Below are 23,508 nucleotides of genomic sequence, written 5' to 3'. Positions count from 1 at the left end.
GTTCTTGTATTCCACAGCGGGAGAGGCGCAGCTACTTGGTGTAGCCCTCGTCCTTGGCCGGTGCCCGGTTGTTCTGGGCATTGGGTGGCGGCAGCAAGCGCGCCAGCTCGTCCTCGCTGATGATTTCCAGCACCCGCACCACGCGCTGCACACCACTGGTGGCGGCAATGATCTCGGTGGCACGCTTGGCTTCGCGCTGCGTCACACGCCCCATGACATAGGTGGTACCGCGCTCGGTCACGATCTTGAACGCATTGGCAAACAGGTCCTGCGCATCCACGATGGCCGCCTTGACCCGACCCGTCGTCAGGGAGTCGCTGGAACGCTGCGCGAGTGTCGAATTGCCCATGACGCCCAGCTCGTTGACGATGTTGCGCACGTTCTCGACGTTGGCCACGATGCGCTCGACCAACTGCTTGTCCTGCTCGCTCGGCACTTCACCGGTCAGCAGCACCTGGCGGTTGTAGCTGGTCACGTTCACGTGCACCCGCTCGCCCAGGTTGTCGCGGATGCGGGCACCGGCCTTGAACTCGATGCCCTGGTCTTCCACCACCGTGCCCGAGGTACGGCGGTCGCTGGCCACCATGGCACCACCCACGACGGCTCCACCCATCATGGCCGGAACCAGCGGCACACACGCGCCCAGCGCCGAAGCCGCCGCAAGTATCAGCACCGTGCGTTGAATCAAACCTGTCTTCATGCGTTACCTTCCTGATCGCCCAGCAATTGGGCATCGACGCCGTCACAGATGCAATGCAGCGCCAGAATATGGACTTCCTGGATACGGGCCGTGCGCTCGTGCGGCACACAGATGTGCACGTCGGTGTCACGCAGTAGCTTGGCCATCTTGCCGCCATTGCGACCCGACAGCCCCACCACCACCATGTCGCGGGCATGGGCCGCCTCGATGGCCGCCAGCACATTGCTGGAATTGCCGCTGGTGGTGATGGCAATGAGCACGTCACCGGGTTGCCCCAGGGCCCGCACCTGGCGCGAGAAGATCGCGTCGTAGGAGTAGTCGTTGCCCACCGCGGTGATGATGGAGGTATCGGTCGTGAGCGCGATGGCCGCCAGTTCGGGGCGTTCACGCTCGAAGCGGCCGACGAATTCGGCCGAGAAGTGCTGGGCATCGGCCGCTGAGCCACCATTGCCGCAAGCCAATACCTTGCCGCCACCGGTGACGCAGGCCAGGATGGCCTGAACCGCTGCCGCGATGGGTGCGCTCAGGCTCTGCGCCGCCTTGTACTTGAGGTCGGCGCTATCGATGAAATGTTGTTGGATCCGTTGTTCGAGCATGTGCCCGATGATACCTTCGGCCTCCTCTGTCCCTGCGGGGGGCGTGGTTACCGGGGGTAAAGCGTCCCCTGCCCGGGGGTGGCGGCGGCGTTCAGCCTGCATCGAAAGCTCCTTGTATCCATTCCAGCCCCGAGGGCTGCACTGTCACCACATCGAACCGGCAGGCCGGCTCACCCCCATGGCGCAGCAGGTAGTGCCGCGCTGCGAACACGATGCGCCGCTGCTTGTCTCCACCCACACTGGCCGCTGCACCGCCAAAGCGGCTGTCGGCACGTCGGCGCACCTCCACAAACACCACGGTACCGTCGGGTGAGCGCATGACGAGGTCGATTTCACCACCGCCGCGCCCGGGCGTCCGATAATTGCGCTCCAACACCCGCAAGCCCGCCTTGTGCAGGTGCGCCAGGGCCGCGTCCTCGGCAGCATCGCCCAAGGCCTTGGTGGTGCTGGCCTGCCTGAAGAAAAGAGTTGCCATTGACGACCGATTATTCCTCTGCCCTGCGCGCCGCCAGCGACGCTGCCGGCAACCAGCATTATCCCGCCGGCGCGCTGTATGTGGTTGCCACCCCCATCGGCAACCTGGCCGACATCACGCTGCGCGCCCTGCAGGTGCTGCAACTGTGCGACACCATTGCCTGCGAGGACACCCGCCATACCCAGCAGATGCTGCGCGCCTACGGCATTGACAAGAGCAGCCACCAGTTGCTGGCCGTGCACCAGCACAACGAAAGCGAAGCTGCGCAAGGCGTAGTGTCGCTATTGCAGCAGCAAAAGCGTGTCGCCTATGTGAGCGACGCCGGCACCCCCGGCATCAGCGACCCCGGCGCACGCCTGGTGGCCACCGTGCACGCGGCCGGCCTGCGCGTGATGCCCCTGCCCGGCGCCAGCAGCGTGACCACCCTGCTCAGCGCCGCCGCCGTTGGCGCCACCAGTGAGGAGACTTCGGGTTTCGTGTTCCAGGGCTTCCTGCCCGCCAAGGCCGGTGAGCGCGCCAGTGCCGTGGAGACACTGGCGGCCGAAGCGCGCGCTGTGGTGCTGCTCGAAGCCCCGCACCGCATCCTGGCCCTGGCGCAATCCTTGGCGGTGCTGGGGGAACGGCAGGTCACGGTGGGCCGCGAACTCACCAAGCAGTTCGAATCCATCGCCCAGATGCCAGCCGCCGAGTTTGCCTCGTGGCTGCAGGCCGACAGCCACCGCCAGCGCGGCGAATTCGTGCTGGTGCTGCACCCGGCTCCCGTGGCGGCCCAGGGGGGCGGCAATACCAAGCTACTCAAGCTGCTGATGACTGAACTGCCGCTGAAGACGGCGGTGAAGCTGGCCGCAGAGATCACCGGAGAGCACCGCAATGCGCTGTATGAGGAGGCGCTGGCGTTGAAAAAAGAGGATTCCGATGACACACTGGGCCCGGGTGGCCCGGCCTGAATCCATGCCCCCATTGCATCTTCACCGACGCGGGCCACCCCGCCAGCTGCCGCCAAAACCACGAGGAGACTGTTCCATGCGATCTGTTGCGCATCTACTTGCCAAGTGCCTGCTTGCTGTACTGGCACTCACCACAGGGCTCACGGCAGCGCAGGCCGCCTGCACTGCGCCGACCATCACCTATGTCCTGGGGAACAAACTGGAGGTAGACCAGCTCTATCCCGTGATTCGTACCGCGAGCATGTCCGACTACGACCAATCCATGGCGGTGGCGGCGAGCATCCAGTATTACCTGCAGAACACGCTGGTGCGTGACCGCATTACCGACGCCTGCAACCTGCAGGTGACGCCCTTGGGTGAACAGGGCTACCAGGTCACGTTCCAGTCTGCCCAGGCGCAGGCCCAGTCCTATGTCCAGCGCCATCCTGCCTGGCTCAAGACCGGTCAACTGGGGCTGGCCGGGGTTCAGGCCTGCCAGAACAGCCCTGAGCGGAACTGCTGGGAACCGAAAGGCCAGGACGCCAATGGCAATGCCCTGCATTGCGTGGGGCCCTGGCAGTTCTATCTGCCACTAGGCCTGCCCATGCAAGCCCAGAAGATGGTCATGCTGCTGCACTACCCCCCCTACACAGCAATGCAGCAGTCGGACTACCTCAACAACGCCACCCTCAACCGCTGGCGCCGCCTGCTGGTGTCGGTGGGCGTTGCGCCTGACGACTGGACGCTTTACACCACCACGGTGGACATCTTCCCGATTGCGGCCCCGGGCAGCGGCCAGAGCGGCTGCTTCACCACCGAGAATGCCGTGAAATACTGGGGTGCCTCCGGCTCGGGATACATCCCCGCCATGCTGCAATCGCTCACCCAAAGGGCAACGCCTCGCACAGGCTTGCCGGTGATCGTGTTCGGCAAGGAAGCCACCGGCTATTGGAATACCGTCTACCCGGACCAGCCCACCGGTGTGCTGAAGGCCGGCACCGTGGCACTGGACCCCCAGGCACCGAACCGGAAGTCCGCCTACTCGGGCGCCAACCACCCCATCGCTGCGGTCTACCAGAGCTGCCCAGGACTCCTGACCACCGTGGGCCAGGACCTCGCATCGGCATGCTTTGCGAAGAAGATGGGCGATACGCCGGACGCCGACCCGGTGGCCGTACAGGCCGCCTGCCACGATGCCTATCTGGGGGCACACCTTGCGCCCGCGCAGGCACAGCAACTGTGCATGAACGCAGTCATCGACAAGAGCCCGCAGTTTGCTCCCTGGGACACGACCCGCGCCAAGGCCTGGTGCAAGGCACACGGCAACCAGGCCTGCCCGCTACCGGATTACGGCAACAGCAAGCCCTGACCCCCGCACGCCTGCGCAATCCGGGAGTCGCGCGTACGGTCAGAGGCCAAATACCTGGGCAAAGCGCTCGGAAAACGCCTCCTGCGCCTGGTCGCGCAAGGGCGAGCCGTGACCGGGGAGCACGTGCTTGAACGACAGCGTCTTCAGGCGCACAAAATCCTGGGCCTGCGGCTCGTTGACCTGCATCCACACCGGTCCGATGTTGGCGCGCTGGAAGAACCCCATCTGCGTCATCATCTGCCGCGACTCGTCCGAGAAGAAGGCGTCCGGTGCGAGCCAGTTCTGCAGCGCATCACAGGCCACCAGAATGCCGCCTTCGCGGTCGATGCGGATGATGCATTCGGGCAACTTGGTGTGCTGGAAGACGAACAGACTGGCACCCGAGAACGGCAAGTCCCCCGCTTCCGCCAGCAACCGGTCCGGCACCAGGTCATGGCTGTGCTGCATGCCGGGCAGGGCCCAGAAGGTGGCACCGTAACGGTCCTTGTAGAAGGCATCGTCGAGTCCGTGCAGCGCGCCGATCTTGACCACATGCTTGATACGACCCAGTGCATCGAGCTTTGCCAGCCCCTCATCGGACAGGCGTACCGCGTTGATCAGGGTGAGGTCCTGGCCCTCGCGCACAATGGTCATGTTGCGGCTGAAGTGCCAATGCGCCCCCATCAGCACGGTTTTCATGGTGCCCGTCACGAAAAAGACGTTCGGGAACACTTCCTGGATGTCACCATGGGGCATGGCTTCGGGAAATTGCGACATGAAAACCTCCTTGAGCAAATGTCGACGAAAGCCGCAATATATTCGAGCCCTGTGCCAAATGTGGAGAAACCCCATGCACCCAGCCTTGCAGCAGACCGATGACTTCCTCATCAGCCGACGCGACGACAGCGACGCCTATGGCATCTGGCAGTTCCGCCCTGACCACCCGGACCTGCTGCAGGCCGTGCCACTGGGCGATCAGGCCCGCTTCGACAGGTCGCACCAGATCGCCCCCATCGGTCGCTACCTGCTGGAATGGGGCCCGATGGTGCTGAAGGACTACCAGCCGGTGTTCCCCTACCGGCTGTTTGCCTTCGACCCTGCCAACCCCAACCCGCTCATGGCCCCGGCCCTGCAGAAGGGCCTGTGGACCAAGGCGAAGTTCTGGAGCTACCGGGCAGACTTCGGCAACCCCAATGGCGCCAAGGAAAGCTATGACTCCGGAGAAAACCTCATGCTGCTGCCCTTGGGCAGCTTCATGCTCAACGTCATCCCAACCATGGGACGTGGCACCTTCCAGCTCTGGAACTTCGACCCCAACCCGCTGCAACTGAACCCTGGCAGTGCCCAGAGTCAGGACCCGCTGCCCACGCCCTACACGCCCCAGGGATCGTTCGACACCATCGATTTCGACCACGAACTCATCCCGCTGGGGAACTACGTGCTCGACCGTCTGCCGGAAACCGGGGACTATTGGCTGTGGAGCTTCGACCCCCAAGCGATCATGCCGCTGGGCTTGCCGGCCGTGCAGCAGGGGCGCTGGAGCCACATCGGGCCACAGCACCGCCTCGTGCCCATTGGGGAGCAGGTGCTGTGCTGGGACACCACCACGCGCCGCTACCAGCTGTGGCGCTTCGACCCCACCAGCGCCGACCCGCTGACCGGCCCCGTGCGGGAGGGAGCCCTGCCCGAAGGCTTCGACGCCCACACCACCCTCACCAGCGTCCAGCAGCCCCGGCGCATCGACCCGGCACGGGCCAAGGAACCGGGCACCATGGACTTCATGCGCGACAAGATCAAGCATGTGGTCTACCTGATGCTGGAGAACCGCAGCTTCGACCATGTCTGCGGCTGGCTCTACGACAAGAAGGACACCGGCATCCGCTTCATCGGCCATGACCGCCCCTTCGATGGCGCCAGCGCGGACATGTTCAACATCGACCCCTGTGGCGGGCCCGATGGCAAGACGCCGGTTCGCGTGCCCGTCAGCCAGTACCAGGGCGGTCAGCTGAGCGAGGACTACGACCTCGACTTCCTGCCCAACGACCCCTTCCACGACAAGTCCGATGTGCTGCGCCAGCTGTTCTACGGGCAGCCGCAGGGCTACGAGCGCCAACTCACGCCGGGCATGGGTGGCTTTGTCTGGAACAACGGTGTGCATGAAGTGATGCAGGGCTATTCCCCGCAGCAACTTCCCATCCTCAACGGCCTGGCCCGGAACTTTGCGGTCTCGGACGCGTGGTTCTGCTCCATGCCCGGGCCGACCGACCCCAACCGCGCCTTTGCCTTCACCGGCTCGGCATTGGGCGAACTCAACAACTTCCAGAACGGCCCGACCTACCAGTACTGGCCCAGCAATCCGCACCGGGCGTCGATCTGGAAAACCCTGTGGAGCAATGGCTTCACCGACTGGAAGCTCTACCACTCGGTCGAGTGGATGAACTTTGTCCACACCTACCACCTGTTCCTCCAGGGCACCATCCCGTCGGTCGATACGGCGATTGCGGGCAACCCTACCAGCTTCCTCGACACGGTGGACCGCTTCAAGGCCGATGCACTGGCGGGCAAGCTGCCGGCCTTCAGCTTCCTGGAGCCGATCTGGATCGCCATGGCCGGCACCACCTCCTACCACCCGGGCGCCGATCCCCTGGTAGGTGAAATCGCCCTCAACGAGATCTACGACGCCCTGCGCCGCAGCCCGGCCTGGAAGGACACCCTGTTCGTCATCACCTTCGACGAACACGGCGGCGTGTTTGACCATGCGCCCCCACCGCGCGCCGTCAACCCCTGGCCCAACGACGTGAACGACGGCTTCCGCTATGACCTCATGGGTGTGCGGGTACCCACCATCCTGGTCTCGCCGTGGATCGAAGAGCGCACGGTGTTCCGGTCCAACACGCCTGTGGCGTACGACTCCACCTCCATCCTCGCGACCTTGCTCCAATGGGCAGGAGTACCCCAGGCACGCTGGTGCATGGGCGACCGCGTGCGCCACGCCCCCACGTTCGAAGGGGTGCTCACACGCAGCGCGCCACGCGAGGACGCCCCCGCGCTGCAGCCTGCGTATGACCAATCGCACCCGCGTCAGGGTGGTGGGCGCCAGCGCCCGCAACGCATCAGCGATCTGCACGAACTGATGGTGCCACGCATCATCACGGCCATGGCCCGCGGGCGCCTCGGCCACGAAGAGGTGCAGGCGCTCTCCCTGCAGGTGCTGGCCCAGGCACGGGACGCTGCCACCCTCCATGACGGGCTGCACCGCCTTTCGCGCCAGCTGCAGGGCCCGCTTGCATGAACCCGGAACAGGCCCTGGCAGAGGAACGCCGCCTGCGCGCCGAAGAGCAGCGCGAGTTCCAGGCGCGGCAAAACGCATCGGCCGGCATCCTGCGGGTCATGGGGCAGTCCACCGATGACCCCAAGCCGGTGTTCAAGAAGATCACCGAGGTCTGCTTCGAACTGTTCAAGGGCCTGCACGGGGGCATCCTCTACCTCGAAGACGATGACGTGGTCCACCTCGGCGCGCATTTCGGGCCGGGTTCGGAAGACCTGGCGCGCTACCTGCCCAGCAAGCTGGTGCCGGGCTCCAACACCGGACGCGCGATCAAGGAAAAGCAGATCATCCAGTACAACGACATCCACAACGATCCGGGGGTGACGGAAACGCTGCGGCGCAACAGCGCGGCCACGGGCACCCGCTCCATTGTGTTCGTGCCGCTGGTGTCCGAGGGCCAGGGTGTCGGTACCCTGTATGTGGGCCGCGACCAGGTGGGGGGATTCAGCCCCAAGGAAGTCGAGATCCTCGAAGGCTTTGCCGACCATGCGGTCATCGCCATCCAGAACGTGCGCCGCTTCAACGAGACCCGCGAGGCGTTGAATCGCCAGGCGGCGAGCTCCGACGTGCTGAAGGTCATCGCCAGCTCCCACAGTGACGTGCAACCGGTGTTCGATGCCATCGCTTCGAATTCACGCAGCAACCTGTCGGGCGACATCGCCTGCCTGTGTGTGGTCGAAGGGGATCAGATCCGTGTGGCCAGTGCCAGCACCACGCAGTCCGACGCACTGGTACCACTGCACCGTTTGTTCCCCACGTCGCTGGCAGCGTTTCCCCTGGCCCCCGTGCTGGAGGCCGGCGAACTGCTCATCGACATGGGCACCGAAGTCGAGACCGCGCAGGACCAGCTGGTGCGGGAATGCATGCAGGCCGTGGGGATGAACAGCCTGGTCCTGTGCCCCATGCGGCAGGAACAGCAGTTGCGCGGTTTCATTCTGGTCGGACGGGCGTTGACGGGGGGGTTTTCCGTTCACCAGACCGAACTGCTGCGCACCTTCGCCGACCAGGCCCTGATCGCCATGGAAAACGTGCGTCTGTTCAATGCGGCTCAGGAAGCCCGCGCGGCGGCCGAAGCGGCCAACCGGCACAAGAGCGACTTCCTGGCCAACATGAGCCACGAGATCCGCACGCCGATGAACGCCATCATCGGCATGAGCTTTCTGGCGCAGAACACGGCACTCAACCCGCAGCAGCGCGACTACATCCAGAAGATCCAGCAATCGGGGCAGCACCTGCTGGGCATCATCAATGACATCCTCGACTTCTCCAAGGTGGAAGCGGGCATGCTGCAGATCGAGAACCTGCAGTTCATGCTGGAGAGCCTGATGGACGACGTAGCCACGCTGGTGACCGAGAAGGCGGCGGCAAAGGGGCTGGAACTCATCATCAACGTTGAGCCCGACGTCCCCCCGGTGCTGCTGGGCGATGCACTGCGCTTGCGCCAGATCCTCATCAACTACACCAACAATGCGGTCAAGTTCACGGAGTCGGGCACGATCGACATCCGCGTCTCAGTGCTGGAACAGACCGAGGCCCATGCCCTGCTGCGCTTTGCCGTGCACGACACCGGCATCGGCCTGACGCAGGAGCAGATCGCTCGGCTGTTCCAGAGTTTCCAGCAGGCTGACGCTTCCACCACCCGCAAATACGGCGGCACGGGCCTGGGCCTGGCCATCGCCAAGCAACTGGCCCAGTTGATGGGTGGCGACGTGGGTGTCGAAAGCGAGGTGGGTGTGGGGTCCACCTTCTGGTTCTCGGCGCGCGTCGGCGTCGGCCACCAGGAAATCAAGCCACGCCTGCCACGGCCCGACCTGCGCGGCAGCCGTGTGCTGGTGGTGGACGACAACGCGCTGGCCCGCGAAGTCATGGTCAAGCTGCTGGCCAGCATGAGCTTCGAGGTGAGCAGCGTCGAATCGGGGCCACAGGCGCTCGAAACCCTGCGCACGCTGGCACAACAGGACCAGCTGCCCGACGTGGTGCTGCTGGACTGGCAGATGCCCGGCATGACGGGTGTGCAGACGGCGCGGCTGATCCAGACCCTGGAACTGCCGCGACAACCCCACATGGCCATCGTCACCGCCTACTCGCGCGAGGACGTGCTGCAGCAGGCAGCAGATGCCGGCGTGCACGAAGTGCTGTCCAAACCGCTGAATCCGTCGCTGCTGTTCGACAGCATGGTGCGCCTGCTTTCTGGCGAGCCGCTGGATGCCGCGCGTGAACGCCAGCACGCCACCGCCAGTGACGCGCTCGCCTACAAGGCCCTGGCCAATGCCCATGTGCTGCTGGCCGAAGACAATCCGCTCAACCAGCAAGTGGCCCAGGAGCTGCTGGCAGAGGCCGGTGTGCTGGTGCAGGTGGCGAACAATGGGCGCGAAGCGGTCGAGATGGCGCAACAGAACAGCTATGACGCCATCCTGATGGACATGCAGATGCCGGAGATGGACGGCATCGACGCCACCCGTACCCTGCAGGCATTGCCCGGCTGGAGCCGCATCCCCATCATCGCCATGACCGCCAATGCCATGGCGGCGGATCGCCAGCGCTGCAAGGATGCCGGGATGGTGGACTTCGTGGCCAAGCCGATCGAGCCGCACCTGCTGTTCGAGGTGCTGCTGCGCTGGATACCCACCGCCACGCTGCGCCAACGCACCGTGGCCGTTGCCGCCCCGGGCTCCGCCGCGGCACCTGCCCCGGCAGCCGATCCGTCTGCGGCAGACCTGCCCAGCGCCATCGAGGGCCTGGACATGGTGGCCGGACTGCGCCGCTGCCTGGGCAACCGCCAGCGCTATCTGGGCCTGCTGCGCGACTTCCTGGTCCACCAGTCCGACGCGGCCGACCGCATTGCCCACGAACTGGACCAAGGCAACCGCAAGGGCGCCGAGCGGGTGGCACACACGCTCAAGGGCTTGTCCGGCACCATTGGCGCCAGCGGCCTGCAGGCGCTGGCCGGCTCGCTGGAAGACCTGCTGCGCCAGACCCCGCCCGCCAGCCTCGACGCCCGGCAAGCAGCGCTGGAACAGGTTCGCGCAAGCCTGGCGCAGCTGGTAGCTGCACTGCAGACCGCCTTGCCCCTGCAGGAGACGCCTGCGGCCAGCCCCGTAGCGTTTGCCAGTGAAGCCGTGGAAGAAGCCCTGACTGGCCTGAAAATGCTGCTGTCCGAAGACGACCCCAGTGCCGAACGCTACTTTCTGGAACGGGAATCCCTGTTCATGGCGGCGTTTCCCCGCAGCTTCCATCGGATCAAGAATGCCATCATTGGTTTCGCGCTGGATGAGGCGCTGGAACTGATCACCCAGGAATGACACCATGCCTACCACGACGAACCCCGCCGAACGCCCGATGATCCTGGTGGTGGACGACACCCCGACCAACCTCTCGCTGATGAACGACCTGCTGGGCCCGCACTACCGGGTCAAGGCCGCCAACAGCGGCATGCGGGCACTCAAGATCGTGGCGGGTGACGCCAAACCCGACCTCATCCTGCTCGACATCATGATGCCGGAGATGGATGGCTACGAGGTCTGCCGCCAGCTCAAGGCGTCCCCCGACACCCGGGACATTCCGGTCATCTTTCTCACCGCCAAGAGCGAAACCAGCGACGAGCAGACCGGTCTGGAGCTGGGCGCCGTGGACTACATCACCAAGCCCATCAGCCCCCCCATCGTGCTGTCGCGCATCAAGACCCACCTTGCACTGAAGGCGTCGGCCGATTTCCTCAAGGACCAGAACCAGTACCTGGAACAAGAGGTGCAGCGGCGCACCGAAGACCTGCGCGAAATCCAGTACGTCACGATCCTCACCATGGCCTCGCTGGCCGAGACGCGCGACAACGAAACCGGCGGACACATCGTGCGCACCCAGCACTACGTGCGCCTGCTGGCACAGGAGCTGCGCAAGCTGCCGAAATACGCTGCCACGCTGGACGACCACACCATCGACCTGCTGTTCAAGTCGGCGCCGCTGCACGACATCGGCAAGGTGGGCATTCCGGACCACGTGCTGCTCAAGCCCGGCCGGCTCACGCCCGAAGAGTTCGAGATCATGAAGACGCACACCACGCTCGGACGTGCGGCCATCGAAGCCGCCGAAGCGCGCCTGGGCAAGAGCGTACCGTTCCTGGAGTGCGCCAAGGAAATTGCCTACTGCCACCAGGAGAAATGGGATGGTTCGGGCTACCCGCAGGGACTACGCGGCGACGCCATTCCCCTGTCCGCCCGCCTGATGGCCCTGGCCGATGTCTACGACGCGCTGATCAGCAAGCGCGTCTACAAGCCGGCCTTTGACCATGCCAAGGCCAAGAGCATCCTGCTGGAGGGCCGAGGCAGCCATTTCGACCCCGACGTCATCGACGCCTTCCTGGCCGTGGAAGCGGGCTTCCGCGCCATTGCCACCGAATACTCCGACGACGAGGTCTGAGCCAAGCCCGTACAGCACAGTGGGCCAGACACTGCTTCGTGCTGGCCGGTCGAGGACCGACTGAGTTCGGAGTGAGTGAAGCCGCTCGCTGCAGTGAATTGCATTGGCACAGACCGGTTAAGGCTGAACTGAGTCAGTCGCGGTCGGCGGCACGAATGACTTCGGTGATCGTTACCAGTCATTCGAGGCACAGCGGCTCCTATGTCCGCTGTACCGCTAAAACCAGGCAGTCAATGTGCAGAGATAGAACCGGGCCGTCAACGGCCGGTCTGGTTCGGACCGTACGCGTACTCCCGACCCAAAGCGGAACTCCAACTTGTCGAAGTTGGGGCTCCGAAGCAGACAATCGCATTTGCGTCACTGCGTGTCGCATACGCCATGCATCATTTCTGAATGTCCACCATTCTGTTCCTTGATTTCGACGGCGTCCTCCATCCTGATCCCTGCAATAACGATGCATTCTTTTGCAAGCTACCATTGCTAGAAGGCCTTCTGCATCAAACGCCAGACGTTGATGTCGTGATCAGTTCTAGCTGGCGTTACGACCATAGCTTGGTGCAACTGCAGGCAATTTTTACTCCTGAAATTCGCGCACGGGTCATAGACGTAACCCCCTCTGTTTTACATCCGGACAACTCGCGATCGCTTCCACGGGATCAATTGCAATACCACCGGGAGCTGGAGTGTCGTGAGTGGCTAAGAAGAAATGCGACACCCCAAACACACTGGGTGGCTATAGATGACACTGTCGAATGGTTCTCCCCGAAGTGTGGGCACCTTCTGGCGACGCGATCAGAGCATGGATTGCTGGTGGAGCAGTTACCAACTTTGCATGCGCTGCTCGATCATGGCCGTAACGGTGTATTGCTCATGGATTGAGATTTGCATAGGTGAAAGTAAAGATGCGTTCATCGATCTACTACCTCCCAGGGCATGGAGGAAGCCTGACCAACGGACTTGGCCAAGCACTGACCAACAGGGGCTTTGAAGTCACTGGGAGAGAAACCATTGGTGAATTTAGAAGGCTCAGGTTTTCAGAGCAACTTGAAATCGTGGCAGACGATCTTCAGTCAGCGTTTTGGAAGCCGGAGGCACGAGTGATTGCAAACTCTTTCGGTGCCTATCTTTTCTTGAATGCGCAGCGACTGCTCCCTCCCTATGTTGGATGGGTGCTTCTGTTATCCCCAATCATTGGGGATTTTTCCAATGAGACGATGCGGATGGGATTCGTTCCACCGCATGCGGGGAAGTTGATGGAGTTGGCAGAAACCGGCACCTACGCACCTCCAACGCGATGCGAAATCCATGTAGGTGCACAAGACTGGCAGAGTGATCCAGAAAGTGTGAAGCGATGGGCTGGCATGCTCCAAATTCCAACTACGGTGGTTCCCAATGCTGGCCATGTTCTGGACAAGGCATATGTGTCATCCTTGCTAGATCGATGGTTGGCATGAATGGATTGAGTGCAGTAGTCCCCAATCGAAAATTTCAACTGAGCATGGTTAGCGAGTGTGGCCAGTTGCGATGATTGTCACTTGAATCCGATCACCGAGACTGGGGTTGAAACGGGCTCCATAGATAAAGAACGTTTCGCTACTTACTTTGTTCAGGATGGTGGTCATGACAGTCTTACCTTCACTCAACCTGAACGTCCCCGGTGCGACAGAAATTATTGCAATCAGTGCATTAATTTGAGAGGTCTGAATGCCGCCCATTAACGGACTACTCCAAGCTTGCTCCGCTGCCAAATGAGCACGGTCAGGGCCACTAGCGAACCCAATCCCGATGACACCTATATCAGGCTCATCGAATGCTGAGCACACATCGGCGAAGTCCACACACACATAGCCTGGAAGCATGACGAGATCGATAACACCTCTGATCGCCTCACTGACTAAAGCATTGGCCTCAAGCGAAATGCATGCGGATGTCGCATGCCTGTGCAGGTGTTTTCGAACATCATCGGCGCTCACCTCGATAACACTATCAGCGATCAAACGCATCTGATTCAAAGTATCGTAAGCAAGTTCATTGCCGATATCAGTATCAGATTTGCAAGGCATGATGAGAGCACCAACATTTGGTATGTGCATCTCAGAGGCCCACTTTGCAATCAAAGGGGCTGCAGCGTTTCCAGTTGAGTCACTTGCCTCGCCAACGATGAAAAGCATGTGCGCGCGTCTCATTGCTGAACAAATCGCCTCCTTTGCTTGCTCGACACGCACGCGAATTTCAGCAACGTATTTTTCTCGATCCGCAACAGATGCCGCTAAGTGAATATGCTTGTCAGCCCCGCATTGATAAAGTGAAGCTTCGTTGACATCGATGGCGATGAGTTGGACACATTGCTCCTCATACTTCCGTTGATACAAACGGTCAACGATTTGACAACCTGAACGCCCTATCCCGATGACGCGGATTTGGACCCATTCTGAGAAATCATCTGAATTTCCGCATTGGGAACGCATTTGACAGTCGGAAATTGGGATTGAACTGACTCCCTCAGCGCTGGGGATACCAGTCACAATGTTCACGGCGTGCAGGTGGGAGGCGTCGTGACTGTTTGTCGTCATGATTAAGTCCTAGTTGGCATAACTCAACTATCATTCGGGTTGCGACATTAAGCGTCGCAAATAGATCGAGAACCCAGATCCGATCAAGGAGGACTTAACACAATGGGCCTCCCCGATTTACAGGGCAACTCACCACCACATGCCAGCATACTTCAGCCAACTTTGTTGTGAGTCAGTTCAAGAACCCCATGGATGACTGCGAGCCTTCCTTGATTGCGCATTCAGCACCCAATGCATCAACCAAATCACTTGCGCAACCAATCCGCCGGAATCTGTTTTGACGGGCGACTGCAGCGAAGTCTCCCGGCGTCAGCATGTTCATTCTGGCGGTTCGGGCAAGGGTAGACGCAGATGGGGCTTCGAGGCCCAAGTGCACGCACTGGCGAACCAGCATTTCACAGGCTTGATCAGGCTTCAAGAATCCAAACTTCACTTTCAGGTCAAACCGGCGAAGTGAAGCCTGATCCAAGCCTGTCATCAAATTGGTGGAAGCCACGAACACCCCCGAGAAAGACTCCATCTGGGTCAGCATTTCATTGACCAGCCTCGATTCCCAACTGGCCTTGGCATCGCGCCGGTCTTGAAGGAAGCTATCGACCTCATCGATCAATAGCAATGCGCCGTCGTCCTCTGCTTGTTTGAAGGCGAGGGCAATATTCTTTTCGTTCTCACCAACCCACATCGACATCAAGTCGGAGGCGCGCTTCACCAGCAAGGGCATGCCCAGCTGGTCTGCCAACCACCGCCCAAATGCAGTTTTTCCGGTTCCTGGTGGGCCATAAAGACAGATTCGCCCAGACTTGCTGTACTGAAGTCCAGTTGCAACGTTCACCAGGTCAGCATCAGCATGAATGAAGTTGGGGTCATAAATGTCCGGTAGCCGATTGGTTTCGGTCGTATGCAGTGCACCGTGCCCCTGAGCCTGCAACGTGGAGCTGATCAGCTTATGAATAGCGCTGGCAACCCCAACTGCCCCCCCAAGTTCCGTTTGAATTGAACGCGCAACTGATGATGCGCGCGTAACAATGGCAGGTGCAAGATTTGTAGCGTCCGCGATCCGAGACACTTGCTTTTCGTCCAGGAGGTCATCGCAAACAGAGCGAATGATGCGCTCACGCTGCTTTTTGGGCGGGACTGTCAATTCAAAGACAACATCGAAGCGACGGATGAAGGCAGGATCCATCCCTCGAATCGAGTTGGACAACCAAATCGTTGGGACCACATTCTCTTCAAGCATCCGGTTGATCCATGCTTTATTGGACTGGGCTGTACTTTTGCGCCCCATAAAACCGTCACCATCATTGAAAACATCTTCGGCTTCATCGAAAACAAGAAGAGATCGACGCAGTGCGAAAAAGCACTGCGCAGCACGATAAGCACGAAGTCGCTTTACGCCGCTAACGGGGTCACCTTCTGCATCCTGACTCGCAACCTCGAACAGATCACATTGCAGCTCTTGCGCGAGTGTTCGCGCAAGTTCACTTTTACCTGTACCCGGTGCCCCATGCACATAAATGTTGACCCCCTTGCGTCCGGTATCCATTGACTTTTTCAGGAATGGCCGAAGAATATGTAGCGAATCCTCAACATGTTCATAGTCAGCTATGGTGAGATTCGAAGGCAAGCCTCGATACACAGTGTCTTTGAGCAAGCCTTCGGGTTCTACATCGCTGGACGAAATGAGATCTGCGAAGTGATGGGACAACAAATCCAGCTTGCTAATCAAATGGCTGCTACCAGTTCGGTCAACCACCACCAGACCAGATTTCGCCAATATCGCACTCGATGAAAGCGAGGCCCGAACGTCTCCCTCATGAAGACCCAAGATGACAGAGAGCGCGTGAAAGACCTTCTGTGATGAAAGCATGCCCAGGAGATCACAGGTTTGATCCAAAGCTGGTTCATTGCGAATGAGCACTGCGAACTCAAGTATCCGGCAGTCTGTGGCGGAGAGTCCGGCCAGCTCTGCAAGGCGCTCGACGTTTTCTCTCAGAATCGCCGGCACTTTGTAGTCATTGAGATGCGACAAGACTTCACGGTGTATCTTGCGGAGTTGAATCATGACTTTTTTGCGGTCAAGATCGTTGCTCGTCCAGTCCACCCAGCCGCCTAGGCCAATCGCATTAGCAATGCTGTCGTTCGAAAAACAATGGTCAGAAAGAAATTCCTTGTGCGCGCCCAACTCGACGAGTATTTTGACCAACCAGACTCGCACCATCGACCTTGTATCGATAGCGCCGATGCTTCCACGCTTCGTGCGAATGAATGACATATGGAACTCCTTGTTTCAGCGTTCAATTGTGTCGATTGATGCGACACATCGTGACGCATCCCAATGTCGCGATTCGTGGCATGCCCCTTGAGATCGCATCCCAGGTTGTTCACTTTTTTTGAGTCGACAGTAATGCCTTCAGTCTTTTCTCTCTGCTGAATGGAGTCAGTTTTGTTGGGAGCCCTTTGCGGTATGGCGTGTTGAAAGCTGCTCCCAACGATAGCGCTGCTGTCTCAAAAAAATGATCGTTTATCGTCGCACTTGGATCCGAGATGGATTGAATCAATAATCATTCGAGCTGCGACTGCACGCGTCGCAAAGAGATAAAAAATTCTGATTCGATCAAAGATGGCGAACCTTGATTTCCATGCCTATGCGCCGCTCATTCAACGTTGACTGATCTTGCATGCCCAATGTCAGATCGCGCCCCAGGAGCTATTGAGCCTATGTCTACAACACGTAAATCCAAATCAAAGATCGAACCCACCAGTTTTGGCCGCTCCAGTGGCCATGAAACATTGATGATGACCTTGGCGCTACTGGACATGATTCCCAAGGTGGGAAAAATTTCCACTACGCAGATCAAGGAGCGACTGGATGCCTTGGGCTATGAGCGTGACGTTCGTTCAATACAGAGGCAAATGGAAGCCCTTGCTGAAAATTTCGCCATCGAAAAAGACGACAGCAGCAAGCCCTATGGGTACAAGTGGAAGAGTGATGCCAAAGGCATCTCGATTCCTGGGCTTACGCTTCAGGAGTCCCTGCTACTCACAATGGCGGAGAAGTATCTAAGTTACTTGCTGCCGCCAAGCATCAGCAAATCCATGTCTTCGGTTTTCAGTCAGGCTCGATACAACTTGGGGCCGGCGGCAGATGCCAAGTTGGAAAAGCGATGGTTGGACAAGATTCGTGTCGTCAGTCCGAACATGCCTTTGCTCCCGCCCGAAATCAAACCCGATGTAATGGATGCGGTGAGTTCAGCGCTGTACTTTGAACACTGGCTGGACGTTGACTACACCAATGTAAAGGGCGAGAGAAAACAGAGCCGTGTCATCCCACTGGGCCTTGCACAGCAAGGCAGTCGCCTGTTCTTGATCTGCAGGTTTGAGGGCTATGACAATGAGCGGGCGCTTGCATTGAATCGGTTCCGTTCAGCCAAAGACTCGCAGCTGAAGCATCCGCGGGTCAACGATTTTGACTTCGCTCGATACGATGATGATGGACGCTTTGGGTTCGGGAATGGAGAAAAGATTACGCTGAAGTTTCGGATTGAAAAGCTCAGCGGCCAATTTCTAACCGAGAGCAAAATCAGCAAGGACCAGCAGGTGCAAGACCTAGGCGACAAGTTGGAATTTACAGCGACTGTGGTGGATAGTCTGCAACTCGAGTGGTGGTTGCGTGGGTTTGGAAAGCGAGTGGAAGTGCTTGCGCCCAAAGAGTTGGTTAAACGCGTGCAATAGCCAAAACGATTACAGCGGACTACTTTCAGAATCAGAGCGACTCTGTAAGTGATCGATCAATTGGCGCGCCGGAAACATCAGTTGCAATTGGACCATTTGAGTAGGCGATTGCTGTAACCAGATTTTTGGGGTGACGCCCACCCCAAACCTTCTCTATTCCATCATTGCAGTGTTGATCGAATCGATCTTTATGCTTGGAATCAATGAGAGCAGCAATAACCATCTTTCGTCCCCGATGGATTAGAACTTGTGTCTCATCACCGGCGAAACGCTCCACATTCAGATTTGCGCGGTGCTCACTTGAGCGGCGGTTTCTAATCACAGAGAGAGAACGCAGGTCTTTCTCAACTGCATGCTTCACTGGACATCCTCGTGGGGTGAATTTCACCTCGATAGCGCCAATGACCTCCAGTTGATTGCTATCAACCAAGCGTCTGGATACGACTAGGTCAATTACCGACTTATTCTTCGTTTCATTGTCGTCCTCGCCCAGCCTGACTACCATCTCCGTGTAAAGAACGAAATGCTTGGGATCAAGTGCATTTCGAAGGTGGAAGTACAAGGCCGACTGCAATGTATGCTCAGAATTTACGAGCCTGCTTTGGTAGTCGGTGGTGCAATTCTTCCATGCAACTTGAAAAGCCGACAAGAACGCACTTGTGTCCTCGTCATCGCCATACACATTGGGCCCCTTTTCGTCGTTTTCGAGAACACTACTCATTACTAACTCGTCTTTCTGCCTTGAATTTGGTTCATTCATTGTGCCACTGCAGGGCGAAGTCAGTCGTTTGACTTGCTGCCCTCGGCTGGTGGGAAATAGTGCCTCAAATTGCGACGTAAAGTGTCGCATACGCCTAGACGCTTTGTCTTCACAAGCTTTTTTTTTCCATATCGTTGAGAAACGATATCACAAGCATCTGTCGATACCTGAGTTACCTCTGCGTATGCTGATTCAGTCCGACAGTTGAGGGCAGTATCAAACGATAGATTGATGAATTTTATGCGACGTATCTTGTCGTATTTAGATGAATGATAGTGGGTTCAAATCGTGGCGATCAATCCTGCGGAGAGTAGATATGCCTTTGCCCAAATCCTACCGTCAAGGAGACGTCTTGCTTCAAGAGGTCCCACGTCTGCCCGTGGGTTGTATTGAACAGCCGGCCAATGGAACGCGGTTGGTGTTTGCCTATGGCGAATCCACTGGACATGCTCACGCCATCTACGATTTATGGGATGGCAGTGCCGCAAATGAAGACTTTGCATTTGGAGCTCCCAGTGGACTGACGTGTTCCTACCCCGTCAAGGCGAGGTTGTGGGTAGGACCAGGCGGAAATCGCTTTTTGGAAGTCCACTCGATCGTTACATTGCGGCATGAAGAGCATGCGCCCCTACAGATACCACCGGGAATCTATCAACTTCCTCGTCAAGTGGAATACGCGCCCGCTGGCATTTCTAACGTATGGGATTGAAGACACATGTCATCAACGTACGTAAGACCATCGGCATCAACGCTCACTTGCCGTGCAATGGCAGAGGAAGGGGTGCAGCAGTTCTATTCCAATGAGGGTTTACGTCCCCCAGTAACGATTTGGGTGAGCTCACCCGAGCAAGGCGCTTTGGTGGCAGATATATTGTCCAGTGTCAAAGCGTTAGGGCCGAGAAATGCGGCGACCTGTCTCTGGGATGTTTTCCGGATGCCATCCCCCACGGCGTTGTTACTGAGATGGGAGGAACTACTCGGTGAAGTACGCAGCCAAATATGGCAACGTGCCTGGGAGGTGACGGCCAAGCAAATTGGGCACCAATTTGACGCATGCGCTGTTCCGTTGGCGCGACCCATGTACCGCGGCGCGATCCATTTCCAAGTATGGCCACATGTCGTTGGACATGAAAATACGCTGCGGGTAGAGTCACAAGGGCATCAACCCGCAGCAGCAAATTCTCTTTTGGAGAGAGCCTATCTACGCACCGCGTTCAACCTGGACTCACTGCACACAGCCCACGCGCACTACCAATACGACCTCGGTGAGTCGGGGTGGACTATCACCACCCAATTGGAAGCACTGGGACTATGCAGTGGGATGTCGTCAAGTGCCGTAGCGGGCTTGCCGCTGGCACAACCCAAGCAGGCTCATTGGATGTACCAAATCGCAAAGAACTGCGGCTGGCTTTGGTTATTCGATGGAGTTTGTGTTCTTAGTGATCTGCCGGAAGTAAGGTGTATGGACGAAGCTGATCGGTTGCACTGCGCTGATGGTCCTGCAATTCGGTATGGCGATGGCTGCAAGGTATTCGCGTGGCACGGCGTTGCTGTGCCCAAAAACGTCATCACCTCACCATCGCAGATCACCGTCCAAATGATCAAGGAAGAGACCAATAGCGAAATTCGCAGCGTAATGATTGAACGCTACGGTGGTCTTGAACGTTACGCAGCTGATGGTGGATTCAAGCTGCTCGATGAAGCAAGTCCAAATCACGTGCAACCCGGATTGCGTAGCGCGAGATTGTGGCTAAGTGACGAAGAAGATGACTTTGATGAGGATGGACGGGCCTTACCCACAATTTATGTAGATCTGCTTAACAGCACGCCCGAGCCCGACGGCGCGTGCAAACGGTATCTGTTGCGTATAGATCCGACGGCCTATGACGGGGAAGCCGCCACCAATGTGCATGCGGCCACAGCCAGCACCTGGCGCAATGCGGACGGATCTTTGACTTTTTCAGACTGGCGCGATTACGCGCCGGTGCTTGAGTCTTGAGTTGCTTCGCGGGCGGCTTCTATTCTGCTCAGGGCATCAAGTGCGCCCAAGCCAATGCCTATGGCCGATTCTTTGTGAACTACATATTCGCGTGCGTTGATTCGTATCAGACGAGCACTCGATTGCTCGACAATTCGTGCCCCAAAATTTCGCACCGAAGGAATTGCAGTTCCGGCCCCGATCTCAACCACAACCACCTTGGCACCTGCCCGGAAAATTTTGGCCAGCCACATTTCCTCCAGCGTGCGCTGTAAGGCCATTCGATTTCCAAGCCATCCGTAGTCGTTGAACATCAATATGCCGGGTCGAGCAACACCACCGCAATTGCGGCATCTCGGTATTTCGTTGATCAAGCGGCAATGTGCGTGGTCTACAACTGGATTAAAGCCGTCAGCTTCCCATTCTTCCTCGGTGCAGGTGTTCAAGCATTGCAGTAGGTGAATGGACCCATGGCACTCACGTATTTGGGCATCATTCCAACCGGCTTTCTGGAACTGTCCATCGACGTTACTGGTGAAGATGCGTGCTCCCATGGGCTTCGAGTCCGCCCACTGCTTGAGTATTGAAAATCCCCTATGGGGTTGGGTTTCTCTGTAGAGATTCAGACGATGCCCCTAAAAGCCCCAGGCCAGTGTTGGATCTTCCTGAAACATCGTTGGGGTCGCCACTTTGGTGAACTCCAAGCCACTGTGTGCCAACGCTGGATAGGCCTTCCAGAACCCAGCATTGCCCCGAAAGTCCGGCAGTCCAGAGTCCACCCCCATTCCTGCGCCAGCGGTGATCACCAGCGCGTCGGCGTCAGCAATAGCAAGTGCTGCAGCATCAATTTGGAACTGAAAATCTGAAGTCATAAATACCCAATTCAGCGAAATACACACGCCATCTATGCACTGTTAGTGGGCAAGATGGCGTGCACCAGCAACCGCCCCCTGATGAGAAGCTCAGGTGCCAGTCTTGTCCTCGAATCGTTGCGCCTCTATCAGAGTTTCAGACTCCTCCAGTTCAACATCCTCTGCGTCGATTTCTTCTTCATTCAAGTCCCCATCGGGGTCAAGGTCCATTTCATATGGCCAATCCTCTCCATCATCGCTCGACTGGCTGAGTACTAAGGCATTCAAGAAGTCCGACAACCGGTCGGCCTCGTGCTGCGTCAGGTGGGTAGGGAGGGTCATGCGCACCAAGCACTCTGGACGCAGAAGCAGATAGTGAGTGAGAAATGGGGGCGGTTTGTTCAGTTGGATTTTTTGCATAGGTTTGCCTACTGTGAAGTGACTTCAATTGGGGCAGACAGACCTCTCATCGGACGCAGGCTTCACGCTGCGCAGCGTGACTTCGGCGATCAGGGAAAAACGCTCTCCACCAGTCAGGCCCACATCTGAGCCAACGTCTTCATCAGAATCCTCGCGATAACCCCCTTTTGCGAAGCGCGTCACACCTTCCTCGTTTCCCGTCTTGCGTTGACCGAAATAGATTTCTCCAATGCGCCATTCCCTGTTGGTGGCTTTGTTCAGTAGCGGAATTTGCTGCATTACGTCTTCCAGCAATTGCAGGCGCATCGCGTTGTTGACTTCAGAAACTTTGGTGGATGGAAGTTTGTAGTTGATTCGTGGGTCACCCAACTCCAAGCCCTCGCGTCCAGCACTGCGGGCACGCTCTTTGAGGTTGTAGATCTCAGCATGGGAAACGCGGGCTTTGGCCGACAGATGCAACCGCTCATAGCCCAGAGTTTCTCCTTCGCGACGGATGGTCGAAAACACCCAGTCCGCAGCGATGAAGTTCTGTAGCGCAGCCCGGATTTGGATGTCCAAGACCTTCTGATCCTGCTGAGAGGGTTGAACGAGCAAGGTAACCGGTATGCTGACCTGAACCGTTTCTTGAACCTCTGTGCGAGCCGTGTGCAGTTTGAAGCAAAGCGTGTCGTCGGGTGAGTAAGCATGTATCTCGGTCATGTCAAGCTCCTTGTTTGATCGTCATGAGCAAGATGATCGCTGTCAATGCGACGTTATTCGTCGTATTCAGCATGACCGATGGAGCCTTGTGAACTGCTGACCACACGGGGGAATTGAACAAGTGCATGTAGACAATCACGCTCATCGTCAACAGCACCTGGCTGAATCAACTTTGCCCATGTGCAACCTTTGTTTCGGTATAGCGCCAGAGCATGTGCTGGGTGGAGCTTTTCATTACTCCACTGTAAGAAAGGCTCATAGACATGGTCTTTGAGCAGTGCTCGAAGGTTGGGGTAGGCCTCTCGTGGTGAACACAATTTGCATTCAACGGTTCCGCTAGGCCCCTTGATCGGATAGACATCAAAGGACGCTAGGAGATCAAATGTTTCATCGTCCCATTCCACCCATATATCAATTCCCCCTTCTGAGATTGAGACCTGCAAGCAACCAGGAAGGTCAGTGAATGCAAGTTTGAACCTCCAGTTACTGATTCTCCGGAATTCAATCGAGGACAGAAATCGACTGTGACTTGCACGAAACCATCGTGCAAATTCTTTAAGGCAACGGGGTGCTCGCGGGCTTGGAAGGTATGGGGACATTGGCATCCGGAAGTGGTTTTGATGTCACAATTTCCTTCTTTTGTGCGACGTAATTCGTCGTACAAAATCGTAACCTGACAACCTTCAGAATTAATCTATTCAGAGGA

General features: G+C 58.2%; 18 protein-coding genes and 1 pseudogene. 9 read left to right on the top strand and 10 right to left on the bottom strand.

Going from position 1 to position 23,508, the window contains the following annotated elements:
* Nucleotides 1–31: 31 nt before the first annotated feature.
* The 3 genes from RQP54_RS07590 to RQP54_RS07580 form a co-directional block, all read right to left on the bottom strand.
* A complete protein-coding gene (locus tag RQP54_RS07590) occupies nt 32–700 on the bottom strand; it encodes a BON domain-containing protein (RefSeq protein ID WP_315677580.1) in 669 nt (222 codons plus the stop codon).
* The gene (locus RQP54_RS07585; RefSeq protein WP_315677579.1) at nt 697–1,296 is read right to left on the bottom strand and encodes a phosphoheptose isomerase; all 600 of its coding nucleotides are present in this window, start codon (nt 1,294–1,296) and stop codon (nt 697–699) included. Before RQP54_RS07585 ends, RQP54_RS07590 begins: the two co-directional genes overlap by 4 nt.
* A 91-nt stretch (nt 1,297–1,387) precedes the next feature.
* Nucleotides 1,388–1,771: a YraN family protein gene (locus RQP54_RS07580; protein ID WP_315677577.1), complete on the bottom strand. Its 384-nt coding sequence runs from the start codon at nt 1,769–1,771 to the stop codon at nt 1,388–1,390.
* Here RQP54_RS07580 and rsmI point away from each other — a divergent pair.
* Both rsmI and RQP54_RS07570 read left to right on the top strand, forming a co-directional pair.
* Complete coding sequence (gene rsmI, locus RQP54_RS07575) at nt 1,771–2,718, top strand: 16S rRNA (cytidine(1402)-2'-O)-methyltransferase (RefSeq protein ID WP_315677576.1); 948 nt, start codon at nt 1,771–1,773, stop codon at nt 2,716–2,718. The two genes, RQP54_RS07580 and rsmI, sit on opposite strands and share 1 nt — an antisense overlap.
* A gap of 76 nt (nt 2,719–2,794) precedes the next feature.
* Nucleotides 2,795–4,066 (top strand): hypothetical protein, encoded by a 1,272-nt coding sequence (locus RQP54_RS07570; protein ID WP_315677575.1) that lies wholly within the window; start codon nt 2,795–2,797, stop codon nt 4,064–4,066.
* 39 nt (nt 4,067–4,105) lie between these two features.
* Here RQP54_RS07570 and RQP54_RS07565 read toward each other — a convergent pair whose 3' ends face one another.
* Nucleotides 4,106–4,822, bottom strand: a complete 717-nt coding sequence (locus RQP54_RS07565; protein WP_315677574.1) for a hypothetical protein — start codon at nt 4,820–4,822, stop codon at nt 4,106–4,108.
* Nucleotides 4,823–4,895: 73 nt separating this feature from the next.
* On the opposite strand from RQP54_RS07565, the gene RQP54_RS07560 reads away from it, so the two are divergent.
* The 5 genes from RQP54_RS07560 to RQP54_RS07540 all read left to right on the top strand — a co-directional run bounded on the left by RQP54_RS07560 (nt 4,896) and on the right by RQP54_RS07540 (nt 13,243).
* A complete protein-coding gene (locus tag RQP54_RS07560) occupies nt 4,896–7,337 on the top strand; it encodes an alkaline phosphatase family protein (RefSeq protein ID WP_315677573.1) in 2,442 nt (813 codons plus the stop codon).
* Nucleotides 7,334–10,675 carry a response regulator gene (locus tag RQP54_RS07555; RefSeq protein ID WP_315677572.1) on the top strand — a complete coding sequence of 1,114 codons (3,342 nt, stop codon included), beginning with the start codon at nt 7,334–7,336 and terminating at the stop codon, nt 10,673–10,675. The genes RQP54_RS07560 and RQP54_RS07555 overlap by 4 nt, the downstream gene beginning before the upstream one ends.
* A gap of 4 nt (nt 10,676–10,679) precedes the next feature.
* Nucleotides 10,680–11,789, top strand: a complete 1,110-nt coding sequence (locus RQP54_RS07550; RefSeq protein WP_315677570.1) for a two-component system response regulator — start codon at nt 10,680–10,682, stop codon at nt 11,787–11,789.
* A 393-nt stretch (nt 11,790–12,182) separates the two neighbouring features.
* Nucleotides 12,183–12,668, top strand: coding sequence for an HAD domain-containing protein (locus RQP54_RS07545; RefSeq protein ID WP_315677569.1), 486 nt, complete (start codon nt 12,183–12,185; stop codon nt 12,666–12,668).
* 23 nt (nt 12,669–12,691) lie between these two features.
* Nucleotides 12,692–13,243: a hypothetical protein gene (locus tag RQP54_RS07540; RefSeq protein WP_315677568.1), complete on the top strand. Its 552-nt coding sequence runs from the start codon at nt 12,692–12,694 to the stop codon at nt 13,241–13,243.
* Between the two features lie 48 nt (nt 13,244–13,291).
* Here the strand turns inward: RQP54_RS07540 and RQP54_RS07535 are convergent, their stop codons facing one another.
* Nucleotides 13,292–14,362 carry a hypothetical protein gene (locus RQP54_RS07535; protein WP_315677567.1) on the bottom strand — a complete coding sequence of 357 codons (1,071 nt, stop codon included), beginning with the start codon at nt 14,360–14,362 and terminating at the stop codon, nt 13,292–13,294.
* A 172-nt stretch (nt 14,363–14,534) separates the two neighbouring features.
* Nucleotides 14,535–16,634: an ATP-binding protein gene (locus RQP54_RS07530; RefSeq protein WP_315677566.1), complete on the bottom strand. Its 2,100-nt coding sequence runs from the start codon at nt 16,632–16,634 to the stop codon at nt 14,535–14,537.
* A 446-nt stretch (nt 16,635–17,080) separates the two neighbouring features.
* Here RQP54_RS07530 and RQP54_RS07525 point away from each other — a divergent pair, with 446 nt between their 5' ends.
* Nucleotides 17,081–18,094 carry a WYL domain-containing protein gene (locus RQP54_RS07525; protein ID WP_315677565.1) on the top strand — a complete coding sequence of 338 codons (1,014 nt, stop codon included), beginning with the start codon at nt 17,081–17,083 and terminating at the stop codon, nt 18,092–18,094.
* A gap of 31 nt (nt 18,095–18,125) precedes the next feature.
* On the opposite strand, the gene RQP54_RS07520 is transcribed toward RQP54_RS07525, so the two are convergent.
* A complete protein-coding gene (locus RQP54_RS07520) occupies nt 18,126–18,815 on the bottom strand; it encodes a hypothetical protein (protein WP_315677564.1) in 690 nt (229 codons plus the stop codon).
* A 1,117-nt stretch (nt 18,816–19,932) separates the two neighbouring features.
* Between RQP54_RS07520 and RQP54_RS07515 the strand changes: the two genes are divergently transcribed.
* On the top strand, nt 19,933–20,853 hold the full coding sequence (locus RQP54_RS07515; RefSeq protein WP_315677563.1) for a DUF6745 domain-containing protein: 921 nt from the start codon (nt 19,933–19,935) through the stop codon (nt 20,851–20,853).
* On the opposite strand, the pseudogene RQP54_RS07510 reads toward RQP54_RS07515, so the two are convergent.
* From RQP54_RS07510 to RQP54_RS07500, 3 genes and pseudogenes are all read right to left on the bottom strand, one after another.
* Nucleotides 20,829–21,704, bottom strand: a pseudogene (locus RQP54_RS07510) (SIR2 family NAD-dependent protein deacylase). The gene RQP54_RS07515 and the pseudogene RQP54_RS07510 sit on opposite strands and share 25 nt — an antisense overlap.
* Nucleotides 21,705–21,794: 90 nt before the next feature.
* Nucleotides 21,795–22,103 carry a hypothetical protein gene (locus tag RQP54_RS07505; RefSeq protein WP_315677562.1) on the bottom strand — a complete coding sequence of 103 codons (309 nt, stop codon included), beginning with the start codon at nt 22,101–22,103 and terminating at the stop codon, nt 21,795–21,797.
* A 24-nt stretch (nt 22,104–22,127) separates the two neighbouring features.
* Complete coding sequence (locus RQP54_RS07500; RefSeq protein ID WP_315677561.1) at nt 22,128–22,802, bottom strand: hypothetical protein; 675 nt, start codon at nt 22,800–22,802, stop codon at nt 22,128–22,130.
* Nucleotides 22,803–23,508 lie beyond the last annotated feature (706 nt).

Source organism: Curvibacter sp. APW13 (genome assembly GCF_032337135.1).
Lineage (GTDB): Bacteria > Pseudomonadota > Gammaproteobacteria > Burkholderiales > Burkholderiaceae_C > Allorhodoferax.
Note: the sequence above shows the minus strand (reverse complement) of the source record. Positions and strands in the feature narration are given on the sequence as shown.